This is a genomic window from Streptomyces sp. NPDC017056, from assembly GCF_044332485.1.
Lineage (GTDB): Bacteria > Actinomycetota > Actinomycetes > Streptomycetales > Streptomycetaceae > Streptomyces.
In genome coordinates this window covers 208,002-221,184 of sequence record NZ_JBIRPD010000013.1, presented here as the reverse complement: position 1 = coordinate 221,184, position 13,183 = coordinate 208,002, and the positions used below count along the sequence as shown (strand labels likewise).

Sequence of the window (13,183 nt, the reverse complement as noted above, 5' to 3'; positions counted from 1 at the left end):
TCAGTCCTTCCGTTCCGGGGACGTCGGTTCCGTACGGGCGAGCAGTGCGGCCAGTTCGACGAGGTCGGTGCCGGCCAGCCGGGGCAGCGCGCACCCGGAGAGGGTGCGGCACGCGTCGCGCCAGGAGCCGGGCACGCCGGCCGCGCCGCCGATCGCGCCGGTCAGCGCGCCGGTCAGGGCGGGCGCCGAGTCGGCGACGCGGGAGAGGCAGGCGGCGGCCGGTACGGCCTCGGCCAGCCGGCCGCCGCCCGCGATGCCCAGGGCGAGGGCCACGGGCACCGTCTCGGCCGCGGCGATGCCGTAGCTGTAGACGTGGTCGACGATCTCGTGCTCCAGGGTGGGGACCAGGACGAACGCGGTGCCGGACCGGCCGGTGGCGGGCGCGCGGGCGAGCCGTACGGCGTGCAGGGCGTTGCGGCGGATCTCCGTACCGTCCGGCAGCTGGGCCAGCGCCGCGTCGGCGCAGGCGTCCGCGGTGGCGCCGCCGAGCGCCGCCGCGACCGCAGCGGCCATGGCGCGGGCGCCGTGCACCCCGTCGCCGTCCTGGGTGTAGCGGGCGTCGAACTCCGCCAGCTCAGCGGCCGCGAGCGGGTCGCCGGGGTGCGCGACGGCCAGCACACAGGCCCGTACGCAGGCGGCGTCGTCGAAGAAGTGCGGGTTGTCGTGGCCGGTTGCGGGCGGGCGCAGCCCGGCGGCGAGGTTGCCGAGCCCGGCGCGTACCGAGATCCGGGCGCGCAGCGGCAGCACCGCCGACTCCACCTCGGGCGCCCGCTCGGCGGCCGCGGCGATCTCGTCGGCCAGCGCGCTCCACGCCAGGTCGATGGAGGCGCGCGTCCGGCGGCCCCGGCCCGGGCCGCTGAGCGTCGCACCGGCGGCACCGAGCACGGCCCGCGCGGTGAAGGCGGCCCACTCGGCGTCGTCCGAGGGGCCCAGGCGCAGCGGCTCGGGCGGCTGGTTGAGGGCGATGGGCACGGGCAGGGTGGTCGTCGCGTTCTGCTCGGCGAAGGTGTCCAGCTCCCGGGTCAGCCGCCGGGTCCACTCCGGCATCCGCGCCGCCCGGTGCCGGGCCGCCGGCCACCCGGCGGCATCGCCCGCGGCCAGCCCGAGCAGCAGTCCCTCGATGCGGTCCGCTCCGCCGTCGTCATCGGCGGGTACCCGTGGCCCGCCGGTCACGGCGCCGTCGCCCCGCCGGGGGCGGGGGTGAGCAACTCGGCGACGTCCAGGACGTGGTAGCCCGCCATGGAGGGCAGGCAGCTGCCGCGGACCGGGCCGATGGCCCGGGACCAGTCGCCGGGTATGGCGCCGTCGCCGCCCAGCGCCCCGGCCAGCGCGCCGGCGACCGCCGCCGTCGTGTCCGCGTCCCGGCCCATGTTGACCGCGGTCAGCACCGACGCGGCGAAGTCGCCGCCGGACGCCGCGAACGCGCCGAAGGCCAGGCCGACGGCCTCGGGGGCGAGGTCGGTCCACGGGTACCCGCCGATGACGACGGCGGAGCGGACCGCGCGTTCCGTACCGAGCCGGGTGCTGTCCGGGGTACGGCGGGAGCGCTGCGCCGCGGCGACCGCCCGGCGCAGTGAACGGGCGGTCCAGGAGTCCTCGGGGACCACGGACAGCGCGGCCGCGACGACGGCGTCCACCGACCCGGCCACCATGGCGGCGGCGACCCCGGCGGCCACGGCCCGGCCCCCGTGGATGCCCTCGCCGTCGTGGCTGACCGTGCCGTCCACGGCGACCAGGCGGGCGGCCTCGGCGGGACGGCCGGCGGCGAACACGCCGAAGGGGGCGGCACGCATGGCGAGGCCGTCGCTCCAGGCGTGGCGGTGCTGGGCCGAGATGGGGGCGGCCAGGCCCCGGCGCAGGTTCTCCAGGGTGCCGCGCTCGCTGAACCCCGCGCCGCGGAACGGGCCTTCGTCGAGGTCGGCGATCCACCGGTGCCAGGCCGCCTCGACGTGCGCCACGGTGAGCGACGAGCCGTGCCGGGCCAGTAGCAGCCCGGAGAAGACGGCGTACTCGGTGTCGTCCGTGCCGGCCGGGTCGTCGGTGACGAAACCCTCGATACGGCCCCAGCGCCGGCGGATCTGCGAGGGCTTCATGTTCTCGGCGGGGGCGCCGAGCGCGTCGCCGACGGCGAGCCCGAGCAGCGCGCCGCGGGCCCGTTCCCGCAGGGCGCCGTGGCCGTCGGCGGCCCGGGAGGGGGCCGGTGGTACGGGACGCAGCAGCGGGCGCCGGGGTGACGGGGGTTGGGGCTGCGGGAGGTGCAGTGCGCTCATGTGCGTGCCGATCTGTCGAGCGGTACGGGAGCGGGCGCGGGCGCGCCCTCATGTCAGCACCCGGACACGGGGGTGGTGGTCACGCCGGCCCGTACCGCTCCCGTCCCGCCGCCCCCTTGCCCACCGGCTACTGAAAACGTTTACCGAAATCCGGCTCCCCACCCCTCGGGCGGCGGGGGATTTCCGCGGGCAGGCGCACGGCCCGCCACAGTCCGCCCCCTGTGATCCCCGCCTCACCACCGGCGGCGCCGCCCGTAAAACCGCAGGTCAGAGAGGTAAGTTCGGCCTTCCTTGCTAGCGCGGCGGGGCAAGTGGCGCATAGCTTCGAAGTGTTGGAGGGGGAAGCGCCGGTACCGGCCCACGCCTCGCGAGAAGGGAACGGGTCATCTCATGTCCGTCATGGAAGTCATGGACGCGTCGGCGCCCACGCACATCGCCCACCGGGACAACCACACGCACCGCGACGTGAACGGCGGCTGGCTGCGCCCCGCCGTCTTCGGCGCGATGGACGGGCTGGTGTCCAACCTCGCCCTGATGACCGGTGTCGCGGGCGGCGCGGTCTCGCAGCAGACCATCGTCATCACCGGCCTGGCGGGCCTGGCCGCGGGCGCCTTCTCGATGGCCGCCGGCGAGTACACCTCGGTGGCCTCGCAGCGTGAGCTGGTCCTCGCCGAGCTGGATGTCGAGCGCCGTGAGCTGCGCAAACACCCCAAGGACGAGCTGGCGGAGCTGGCCGCGCTCTACGAGTCGCGCGGGGTGGAGCCCGAGCTGGCCCGCGAGGTGGCCAAGCAGCTGTCGAAGGACCCCGAACAGGCGCTGGAGATCCACGCCCGCGAGGAGCTGGGCATCGACCCGTCCGACCTGCCGTCGCCCATGGTCGCCGCCGTCTCGTCCTTCGGCTCCTTCGCGCTGGGCGCCCTGCTGCCGGTGCTGCCGTACCTCCTGGGCGCCTCCCGGCTGTGGCCCGCGGTGCTGCTGGCGCTGGTGGGGCTGTTCGGGTGCGGGGCCGTCGTGGCCCGTGTGACGGCGCGGTCCTGGTGGTACAGCGGGTTGCGGCAGCTGGCCCTCGGCGGCGCGGCGGCGGGTGTGACGTACGTCCTGGGCGCATTGTTCGGTACGGCCGTAGGGTGACGCCTCGTGCAGCGCTATGCGGGCCGTCGCATAACTAAAGTGTTACTTGGCGGTTTCGCCTCGCCGGAGGGCGGGCATAAGGCCCAAGCGTTGCGGGCAATGTCGCCTGCTCGAAAACGACGCTCACGGCGCCGACGGAGGCCGATCCGTCCGTCCGCGTCCCCGGTCCACCGCCACGAGTGGTGTCCGCATGCTGGAAGGCTCTATCCGCTTTTCGAGAAGCGAGCCATCCTGTAACCTGCACGAAATTTCGCGGAGGGCCAACGTCGTCCCTCGGCAGTTCACATGCCACGACGACGTTGGGAGAGCCGATGCGTTCCGCGTCCACGCACTCCGCGACCACCGGCAGCGCCAGCGCCGCCCCCTGGTCGCCCATGGACGGGCGCCCCGCCCGGCAGGGGATGTACGACCCCCGCAACGAGCACGACGCCTGCGGCGTCGGCTTCGTGGCGACCCTCACCGGCGAGGCCGACCACGCGCTGGTCGAGCGGGCCCTCACCGTCCTGCGCAACCTTGAGCACCGCGGCGCGACCGGCTCCGAGCCGGACTCCGGCGACGGCGCCGGCATCCTCCTCCAGGTCCCGGACGCGTTCCTGCGCGAGAGCGTCAGCTTCGGTCTGCCCGAGGCCGGCGCGTACGCCGTCGGCATCGCCTTCCTGCCGTCCGTGGCCGAGGACGCCGCGGCCGCCGTCTCGCGGATCGAGACGATCGCGTCCGAAGAGGGCCTGGACGTCCTCGGATGGCGGGTCGTCCCCGTCGCCCCGCAGCTGCTCGGCAACGGCGCCCGCGCCACCATGCCCGCCTTCTCCCAGCTGTTCGTGGCCGACAAGCACGGCAAGGACACCGGCCTCGCCCTGGACCGCAAGGCGTTCGTGCTGCGCAAGCGCGCCGAGCGCGAGGCGGGCGTCTACTTCCCCTCGCTGTCCGCGCGCACCATCGTCTACAAGGGGATGCTGACCACCGGGCAGCTGGAGCCGTTCTTCCCGGACCTGTCCGACCGCCGGTTCGCCACCGCCATCGCGCTGGTCCACTCCCGCTTCTCCACCAACACCTTCCCGAGCTGGCCGCTGGCCCACCCGTACCGCTTCGTCGCCCACAACGGTGAGATCAACACCGTCCAGGGCAACCGCAACTGGATGCGGGCCCGCGAGTCCCAGCTCGCCAGCAAGCTCTTCGCGGACGCCACCGGCAACAGCGACAACCTGGAGCGCCTGTTCCCGGTCTGCACGCCGGACGCCTCCGACTCGGCCTCCTTCGACGAGGTCCTGGAACTGCTGCACCTCGGCGGCCGGTCGCTGCCGCACTCGGTGCTGATGATGGTCCCGGAGGCGTGGGAGAACAGCACCTCCATGGACCCGGCGCGGCGGGCGTTCTACGCGTACCACTCCACGATGATGGAGCCCTGGGACGGCCCGGCCTGCGTCACCTTCACCGACGGCACCCAGGTCGGCGCGGTCCTGGACCGCAACGGCCTGCGCCCCGGCCGCTACTGGGTCACCGACGACGGCCTGGTGGTGCTCTCCTCCGAGGTCGGCGTCCTGGACATCGACCCGGCCAAGGTCGTGCGCAAGGGCCGCCTGCAGCCCGGCCGGATGTTCCTGGTGGACACCGCCGAGCACCGCATCATCGAGGACGACGAGATCAAGGCGCAGCTCGCCGCCGAGCACCCGTACCAGGAGTGGCTGGACGCGGGCCTGATCGAGCTGGCCGACCTGCCAGAGCGCGAGCACATCGTGCACACCCACGCCTCGGTCACCCGCCGCCAGCAGACCTTCGGCTACACCGAGGAGGAGCTGCGCGTCATCCTGGCGCCGATGGCCAAGGCCGGCGCCGAGCCCATCGGCTCCATGGGCACGGACTCGCCGATCGCCGCCCTCTCCGAGCGCCCCCGGCTGCTGTTCGACTACTTCACCCAGCTGTTCGCGCAGGTCACCAACCCGCCGCTGGACGCCATCCGCGAGGAGCTGGTCACCTCGCTGATCTCCTCGCTCGGCCCGCAGGGCAACCTGCTGGAGCCGAGCGCGGCCTCCTGTCGCAGCGTCATGCTGCCCTTCCCGGTGATCGACAACGACGAGCTGGCCAAGCTCATCCACATCAACGCCGACGGCGACATGCCGGGCATGAAGGCCGTCACCCTTGCCGGCCTGTACCGGGTATCCGGCGGTGGCGAGGCACTGGCCGCCCGGATCGCGGAGATCTGCGCCGAGGCCGACGCCGCCATCGAGGACGGCGCCCGCCTGATCGTGCTCTCCGACCGGCACTCGGACGCCGAGCACGCCCCGATCCCGTCCCTGCTGCTGACCGCCGCGGTGCACCACCACCTCATCGGCACCAAGCAGCGCACCCAGGTCGGCCTGCTCGTCGAGGCCGGCGACGTGCGCGAGGTGCACCACGTCGCGCTGCTCATCGGGTACGGCGCCGCCGCCGTCAACCCGTACCTGGCGATGGAGTCCGTCGAGGACCTGGTCCGCGCGGGCACGTTCCTGCCGAAGGACACCGACGCCGAGGCCGCGATCAAGAACCTGATCAAGGCGCTGGGCAAGGGCGTCCTGAAGGTCATGTCCAAGATGGGCATCTCCACCGTCGCCTCCTACCGGGGCGCGCAGGTCTTCGAGGCCGTCGGCCTGGACCAGTCCTTCGTGGACGCCTACTTCCACGGCACCACCACGAAGATCGGCGGCGCCGGCCTCGACGTGATCGCCAAGGAGGTCGCGGCCCGGCACGCCAAGGCGTACCCGGCCACCGGCATCGCCGCCACCCACCGTGCGCTGGACATCGGCGGCGAGTACCAGTGGCGCCGCGAGGGCGAGCCGCACCTGTTCGACCCGGACACCGTCTTCCGCCTCCAGCACTCCACCCGCTCGCGCCGCTACGACATCTTCAAGCAGTACACGGACCGGGTGAACGAGCAGTCCGAGCGCCTGATGACGCTGCGCGGCCTGTTCTCCTTCAAGTCCGACCGCCCCGCGGTGCCGCTGGAGGAGGTCGAGCCCGCCTCGGAGATCGTCAAGCGCTTCTCCACCGGCGCCATGTCGTACGGCTCCATCTCCCAGGAGGCGCACGAGACCCTCGCCATCGCCATGAACCAGCTGGGCGGCAAGTCCAACACCGGTGAGGGCGGCGAGGATCCGGAGCGCCTGTACGACCCGGCGCGCCGCTCCGCCATCAAGCAGGTCGCCTCCGGCCGCTTCGGCGTGACCAGCGAATACCTGGTCAACTCCGACGACATCCAGATCAAGATGGCGCAGGGCGCCAAGCCAGGCGAGGGCGGCCAGCTGCCCGGCCACAAGGTCTACCCGTGGGTCGCCAAGACGCGGCACTCGACACCGGGCGTGGGCCTGATCTCCCCGCCGCCGCACCACGACATCTACTCCATCGAGGACCTCGCCCAGCTCATCCACGACCTGAAGAACGCCAACCCGCGGGCCCGCATCCACGTGAAGCTGGTCTCCGAGGTCGGCGTCGGCACGGTCGCCGCGGGCGTCTCCAAGGCGCACGCGGACGTGGTCCTCATCTCCGGCCACGACGGCGGTACGGGCGCCTCCCCGCTGACCTCCCTCAAGCACGCGGGCGGCCCCTGGGAGCTGGGCCTGGCCGAGACGCAGCAGACGCTGCTCCTCAACGGCCTGCGCGACCGGATCGTCGTGCAGACCGACGGCCAGCTCAAGACCGGCCGCGACGTGGTCATCGCCGCCCTGCTGGGCGCCGAGGAGTACGGCTTCGCGACCGCGCCGCTGGTGGTCTCCGGCTGCGTCATGATGCGCGTCTGCCACCTGGACACCTGCCCGGTCGGCATCGCCACCCAGAACCCGACGCTGCGCGAACGGTTCAGCGGCAAGGCCGAATACGTCGTCAACTTCTTCCAGTTCATCGCGGAGGAGGTCCGCGAGATCCTCGCCGAGCTGGGCTTCCGCTCACTGGACGAGGCGATCGGCCACGCCGGCCTGCTCGACACCTCCAAGGCCGTCAAGCACTGGAAGGCCCAGGGCCTGGACCTGGCCCCGCTGCTGCACGTGCCCGAGCTGCCCGAGGGCGCCGTACGCCACCAGGTCGCCGTCCAGGACCACGGCCTGGAGAAGGCGCTCGACAACGAGCTGATCAAGCTGTCCGCCGACGCGCTGTCCGCGGACACCGCCGAGGCCGCGCAGCCCGTACGGGCCCAGATCGCGATCCGGAACATCAACCGGACCGTCGGCACCATGCTCGGCCACGAGGTGACCAAGAAGTTCGGCGGCGCCGGCCTGCCCGACGACACCATCGACATCACCTTCACCGGCTCGGCCGGCCAGTCCTTCGGCGCGTTCCTGCCGCGCGGCGTCACGCTGCGCCTGGAGGGCGACGCCAACGACTACGTCGGCAAGGGCCTGTCGGGCGGCCGGATCGTGGTCCGCCCGGACCGCGGCGCCGACCACCTCGCCGAGTACTCGACCATCGCGGGCAACACCCTCGCCTACGGCGCCACCGGCGGCGAACTGTTCCTGCGCGGCCGTGTCGGCGAGCGGTTCTGCGTCCGCAACTCCGGTGCCACGGTGGTCTCCGAGGGCGTCGGCGACCACGGCTGCGAGTACATGACCGGTGGCCACGCCGTCGTCCTGGGCGAGACCGGGCGCAACTTCGCGGCCGGCATGTCCGGCGGCATCGCGTACGTGATCGACCTGGACCCGGCCAACGTCAACCGTGAGCTGACCGCCGCCGTGACCACCGAGCTGGACGCCACCGACCGGCAGTGGCTGCACGACGTCGTGCGCCGCCACCAGGAGGAGACCGGCTCCACCGTCGCCGCGAAGCTGCTGGCCGACTGGGACGCCGCGCTGGCCCGTTTCAGCAAGGTCATTCCGGCCACCTACCAGGCAGTGCTCGCCGCCAAGGACGCCGCCGAGCGAGCCGGGCTCTCCGAGTCCGAGACCCACGAGAAGATGATGGAGGCGGCGATCAATGGCTGACCCCAAGGGCTTCCTGACCACCGGCCGCGAGGTCGCCAAGACCCGCCCCGTCGAGGAGCGCGTCCGGGACTGGAACGAGGTCTACGTTCCCGGTTCGCTGCTGCCGATCATCAGCAAGCAGGCCGGGCGCTGCATGGACTGCGGCATCCCCTTCTGCCACAACGGCTGTCCGCTCGGCAACCTCATCCCCGAGTGGAACGACTACGCGTACCGCGAGGACTGGACGGCCGCCAGCGAGCGGCTGCACGCGACCAACAACTTCCCGGAGTTCACCGGTCGCCTGTGCCCCGCCCCGTGCGAGTCGGCGTGCGTGCTGGGCATCAACCAGCCGCCGGTGACCATCAAGAACGTCGAGGTCACCATCATCGACAAGGCGTGGGACAACGGGGACGTCACCCCGCAGCCGCCCGAGCGCCTGTCCGGCAAGACCGTCGCCGTCATCGGCTCGGGCCCGGCCGGCCTGGCCGCCGCCCAGCAGCTGACCCGGGCGGGCCACACCGTCGCCGTCTACGAGCGCGCGGACCGTATCGGTGGTCTCCTCCGCTACGGCATCCCCGAGTTCAAGATGGAAAAGCGCCACATCAACCGCCGTATCGAGCAGATGCGGGCGGAAGGCACCAAGTTCCGTACGGAGGTGGAGATCGGCCGGGACATCGACGCCGCCAAGCTGCGCAAGCGCTACGACGCCGTCGTGATCGCCGCCGGTGCCACCACCTCCCGCGACCTCAAGGTCCCCGGCCGCGAGCTGAACGGCATCCACTTCGCGATGGAGTACCTGCCGCTCGCCAACAAGGTGCAGGAGGGCGACCTGACCGTCGCCCCGATCACCGCCGAGGGCAAGCACGTCGTGGTCATCGGCGGCGGCGACACCGGCGCCGACTGCGTCGGCACCGCGCACCGCCAGGGCGCGGCCTCGGTCACCCAGCTGGAGATCATGGGCAAGCCCGGCGACGAGCGGAACCCGAACCAGCCGTGGCCGACCTTCCCGATGCTCTACAAGGTCACCTCCGCGCACGAGGAGGGCGGCGACCGGCTGTACTCCGTCTCCACCACCCACTTCGAGGGCGACGAGGACGGCAACGTCCAGTGGCTGCACCTGGTCGAGGTGGAGTTCAAGGACGGCCGTCCGGAGCCGAAGCCGGGCACCGAGCGCAAGATCCCCGCGCAGCTGGTCACCCTGGCCATGGGCTTCACCGGCACCGACCAGGACAACGGCCTCGTCTCACAGTTCGGACTGGAGCTGGACGCGCGCGGCAACATCGCCCGCGACGCCGACTTCGCCACCAACGTCCCGGGCGTGTACGTTGCGGGTGACGCGGGCCGCGGCCAGTCGCTGATCGTGTGGGCCATCGCCGAGGGCCGCTCCGCGGCGCGCGGTGTGGACCGCTACCTCGCGGGCGCCAGCGCGCTGCCCGCGCCCATCAAGCCGACGGACCGCGCACTGACCGTGTAGCGGCCCCGGCTCACAGATGTCCCGCACAACGACGTGCGGAACACCAGCGGCGCCTGCCTCCCTCCCCGACCGGAGGGCAGGCGCCGCAACCTATGCGTACCGGATCACCGTCAGGGCCCGGGGACCAGCGAGCCGTCCGAGGTGCGGGGGAGCACCCTGGCACGCGCCGACCGCACCGGGCCCGCCGTCCCGTTGAGATCCTTGTGCACGGCGCGGGAGAGGTCTTCGATCGCCCCGACCCCGGCGTCCATGCCCGGGTGGTCCGCGGTCAGCACGGCGAGCGCGTAGTCATGGCCCCCACCGGTGAACGCGCCGACGCTGTGCACCCGCCAGCCGCCGCTGCTCCGCTGCAACCACCCGTTCTTCACCTGCACCTTCGCCCCTGCCGGTGCGCCGGCCGGCACTCCCCAGCGCTGCTCGGGCACCACCCGGCCCATGAGGTCCAGGGCATAGGCGCGGGAGGCGCCGCCGAGTACGGAGTTCTCGGAGGTGAGGAGTCCCAGCAGGGTGAGCTGATCGGCGGCGTTGATCTGGGTCAGTCCCCAGTACCCCTCCGTGTCGGGCACGGTGCCGTGCATCCCGGCGAGCCGAAGAAAAACGTTTATCCTCGCGAGGCCGATCCGCTTCCACAAGGTGGTGGTGGCGCCGTTGTCCGACTGAGTGATCATCGCTTCCGCGAGCTTCTTCTCGTCCGCGGTCAGCTCGCGGCCCTCGTCCTCGGCCTGCCGCAGGAGCGCACCCAGCACCACGACCTTCACGACACTCGCCGAGTCGTACTGCCGGCCCGCGTCGTACGCGCACCGGGTGCCGCTCGTGCGCTCGTACAGGGCGAACGACGTATGGCCTGAAGTGTGCGCACCCAACACCCGGCCGAGGTCCTCCGAGAGCCGGTCGGCGAGCCCGCCCTTGGCGGACGTACAGGTCACCTGCGGGGGCGTCGGCTGTGCGTCTGCCGTCGCCGCGGCCGTCGCCGGGGCCGCGGCCGCGAGGAGCGAGGACAGCGCGGCGGTGACCACCACCACCGCCGACAGCCGCCGCTGACCGGTACCTGACATGGCTATGTGTGGGCGCAAGGCGCTTCTCCGCCTTTCTGATCGTGGCCGCCGGCAAGCCGGGACCCGCCCGGCGAGGTTCGGGGCCTATTCCCCCACCTGCGTGATCCGGGCGTCGCCGAGTCGTGACTGTACGTCCTGGAGGAGGAGCTTCAGTAGGCCCGCGAGTTGATTCTGTTGGTCCGGTGTGAGGCCGTCGACCAGTTCGGCTTCGCGGTTCAGTACCTGGTCCACGGTTTCCTCGACCAGTGCGTGTCCGGCCGGGGTCAGCTCCACCCACACCGCGCGGGGGCGGCCCTCGCCGGCGCGGCGTGCGACCAGGCCCTCCCGCTCGGCGCGCGCGACGCGCTGGGAGATCGCGCCGGCCGTCACCATGGAGCGGGCCGCCAGTTCGCGGGTGCTGAGGGTGTACGGGGTTCCGGCGCGGCGCAGCACGCTCAGCAGGTCGAGGGTGGCGGTGTCCACGCCGGCGCGGGCCAGTACCCGGCGCCGGTCGTCGCCCAGCAGCTTGGCCAGTTGCCAGAGGGGCGTGACGATCCCGATGGAGGAGACCGGGGTGCCGGGGCGCTCGCGTTCCCAGGCGTCGGCGATCTCCTGGACGGGGTACGGGGCGTCCGCACTTGCCATGGGCCCTCCTGCGGGTGTTACGTTCAGACCTAAATTTAGACCTGAATGACTGACGTCGGGAGCTACCTTATGTCACGCACCATCCTGGTCACCGGCGGCGCCACCGGTATCGGTCTGGCCGTCGCCCGCCGCTTCGCCGCACAGGGCGACGCGGTCACCGTCACCGGCCGCCGCCCCGCGCCCCTGGAGAAGGCCGCCGAGGAGACCGGCGCCCGCGCGGTCGTCTGCGACCACACCGACCCCGCCGCGCTGGACCGCCTGCTGGCCGAACTGCCCGCCTCGGTCGACGTCCTGGTCAACAACGCCGGCGGCAACACCGACCTGGATGCCGCGCCGGACGGCGGCCTCGCCTCGTACGCGGCCGCCTTCCGGGCCAACCTCGACGCCAACCTGCTCACCGCGGCCCTCACCACCAAGGCCGTCGAGGAACGGCTCGCGCCGGGTGGCGCCGTCGTGCACATCGGCTCGATCGCCGCGGCCAGGGGTGCGGGCTCGCTGGGCGCCTACGGCGCCGCCAAGGCCGGGCTCGGCACCTGGAACCTCGACCTGGCCGACGTGCTCGGCCCGCGCGGCATCACCGCCAACGTCGTCTCGCCCGGCTACGTGGAGGACACCGAGTTCTTCCGTGACCGGCTCTCCGACGAGCGGCGCGCGGGGCTGGTGGACGCCACCGCGACGGGTCGTGCGGGGCGGCCGGACGACATCGCGGCGGTGGTGGTGTTCCTCGCGTCAGAGGGCGCGCGGCACATCACGGGGCAGGTGCTGGAGGTCAACGGGGGTGCGTACAAGACGCGTTGAGCGGGCGCCGTGCCGGGCGGTCTCACTCCTCGACGAGACGGGCGGGGAAGCCGCCCTTGGCGATCGGCCCCCAGCGCAGCGGCGAGACCCGGATCAGCGACTTGCCCTGCTTGAGCATCGCGGCGCGGTACTCGTCCCAGTCCGGGTGCTCGCCCGCGATGACGCGGTAGTACTCGACGAGCGGCTCGACCGAGTCCGGCGCGTCCAGGATCTCGGCCTCGCCGTCGATCTGCACCCAGGGGCCGTCCCACTCGTCGGACAGCACGAGCACGCTCACCGACGGCGCCCGGCGGGCGTTGCGCACCTTGGCGCGCTCCGGGTACGTCGACATCACCAGGCGCCCCTCGCTGTCGACGCCGCAGGTCAGCGGCGAGGCTTGCGGGGTGCCGTCGGAGCGGCGGGTGAGCAGGACGGCGCGGTGCCGGGGGCGTACGAACTCCAGCAGGCCGGGCAGTTCCACGCGGGTGTTGGAAGCGACGGAAGGGCTCATGCGGGCGAGCCTAGGCGGTGGAGCGCGCTCGGGGGAGGCGGCGTTCCGGGGGCGGAACGTTCCGGGCGGTCCGCGCTATTGACTAAAAGTCAAAGCAGGCCGACGCTGCTGGGCAGCCGTCGTAGCCGCACCCCGGGAGGACAGGTGGGTACAGGTTCAGGTACAGGCGCACGGGCCGGAGAGGGCGGAGCCTCCGCCGCCCTGGAGGAACTGACGCGGGCGCTCGGCGCGGCGGCGCCGCCCGGCCTCGCCGCCGCCCCGCCCGACGACCTCGCCTTCCTGGCGAGCGCGGTGCGCGCCCGCCGGGAGAGCGAGGCCGCAGGGCTGAACGACGCGGCCGAAGAGGCCCTCAAGCTGGTGCCCGCCCTCGCCCGCGGCCCCGTCCGCCGCATCCTCTTCCGCTGACGGGACGGTGATCA

10 protein-coding genes are annotated in these 13,183 nt (G+C 72.7%); 5 read left to right on the top strand and 5 right to left on the bottom strand.

All coding sequences use genetic code 11. The annotated features are described in order from the left end of the window. Together ACH4OW_RS24680 and ACH4OW_RS24675 are read right to left on the bottom strand one after the other, a co-directional pair. Positions 1-1,173: an ADP-ribosylglycohydrolase family protein gene (locus ACH4OW_RS24680; RefSeq protein ID WP_398030050.1), complete on the bottom strand. Its 1,173-nt coding sequence runs from the start codon at positions 1,171-1,173 to the stop codon at positions 1-3. Continuing rightward, positions 1,170-2,270: an ADP-ribosylglycohydrolase family protein gene (locus ACH4OW_RS24675; protein WP_360134476.1), complete on the bottom strand. Its 1,101-nt coding sequence runs from the start codon at positions 2,268-2,270 to the stop codon at positions 1,170-1,172. Before ACH4OW_RS24675 ends, ACH4OW_RS24680 begins: the two co-directional genes overlap by 4 nt. Positions 2,271-2,669: 399 nt before the next feature. Between ACH4OW_RS24675 and ACH4OW_RS24670 the strand changes: the two genes are divergently transcribed. The 3 genes from ACH4OW_RS24670 (at position 2,670) to ACH4OW_RS24660 (ending at position 9,797) form a co-directional block, all read left to right on the top strand. Beyond that, positions 2,670-3,401 (top strand): VIT1/CCC1 transporter family protein, encoded by a 732-nt coding sequence (locus ACH4OW_RS24670; protein ID WP_360134670.1) that lies wholly within the window; start codon positions 2,670-2,672, stop codon positions 3,399-3,401. A gap of 311 nt (positions 3,402-3,712) precedes the next feature. Continuing rightward, positions 3,713-8,344: a glutamate synthase large subunit gene (gene gltB / locus ACH4OW_RS24665; protein WP_398030049.1), complete on the top strand. Its 4,632-nt coding sequence runs from the start codon at positions 3,713-3,715 to the stop codon at positions 8,342-8,344. Further along, the gene (locus ACH4OW_RS24660) at positions 8,337-9,797 is read left to right on the top strand and encodes a glutamate synthase subunit beta (RefSeq protein ID WP_360134470.1); all 1,461 of its coding nucleotides are present in this window, start codon (positions 8,337-8,339) and stop codon (positions 9,795-9,797) included. Before gltB ends, ACH4OW_RS24660 begins: the two co-directional genes overlap by 8 nt. Before the next feature lie 110 nt (positions 9,798-9,907). On the opposite strand, the gene ACH4OW_RS24655 is transcribed toward ACH4OW_RS24660, so the two are convergent. After that, a complete protein-coding gene (locus ACH4OW_RS24655) occupies positions 9,908-10,852 on the bottom strand; it encodes a serine hydrolase (RefSeq protein ID WP_398030048.1) in 945 nt (314 codons plus the stop codon). A gap of 84 nt (positions 10,853-10,936) precedes the next feature. Further along, positions 10,937-11,476, bottom strand: a complete 540-nt coding sequence (locus ACH4OW_RS24650; RefSeq protein ID WP_398030047.1) for a MarR family winged helix-turn-helix transcriptional regulator — start codon at positions 11,474-11,476, stop codon at positions 10,937-10,939. Positions 11,477-11,545: 69 nt separating this feature from the next. Here ACH4OW_RS24650 and ACH4OW_RS24645 point away from each other — a divergent pair, with 69 nt between their 5' ends. Further along, a complete protein-coding gene (locus ACH4OW_RS24645) occupies positions 11,546-12,274 on the top strand; it encodes an SDR family NAD(P)-dependent oxidoreductase (protein ID WP_398030046.1) in 729 nt (242 codons plus the stop codon). A 22-nt stretch (positions 12,275-12,296) separates the two neighbouring features. Here ACH4OW_RS24645 and ACH4OW_RS24640 read toward each other — a convergent pair whose 3' ends face one another. Next, positions 12,297-12,764, bottom strand: a complete 468-nt coding sequence (locus tag ACH4OW_RS24640; RefSeq protein ID WP_360134459.1) for a PPOX class F420-dependent oxidoreductase — start codon at positions 12,762-12,764, stop codon at positions 12,297-12,299. 144 nt (positions 12,765-12,908) lie between these two features. Here ACH4OW_RS24640 and ACH4OW_RS24635 point away from each other — a divergent pair, with 144 nt between their 5' ends. Continuing rightward, positions 12,909-13,169 (top strand): hypothetical protein, encoded by a 261-nt coding sequence (locus ACH4OW_RS24635; RefSeq protein WP_360134456.1) that lies wholly within the window; start codon positions 12,909-12,911, stop codon positions 13,167-13,169. Positions 13,170-13,183 lie beyond the last annotated feature (14 nt).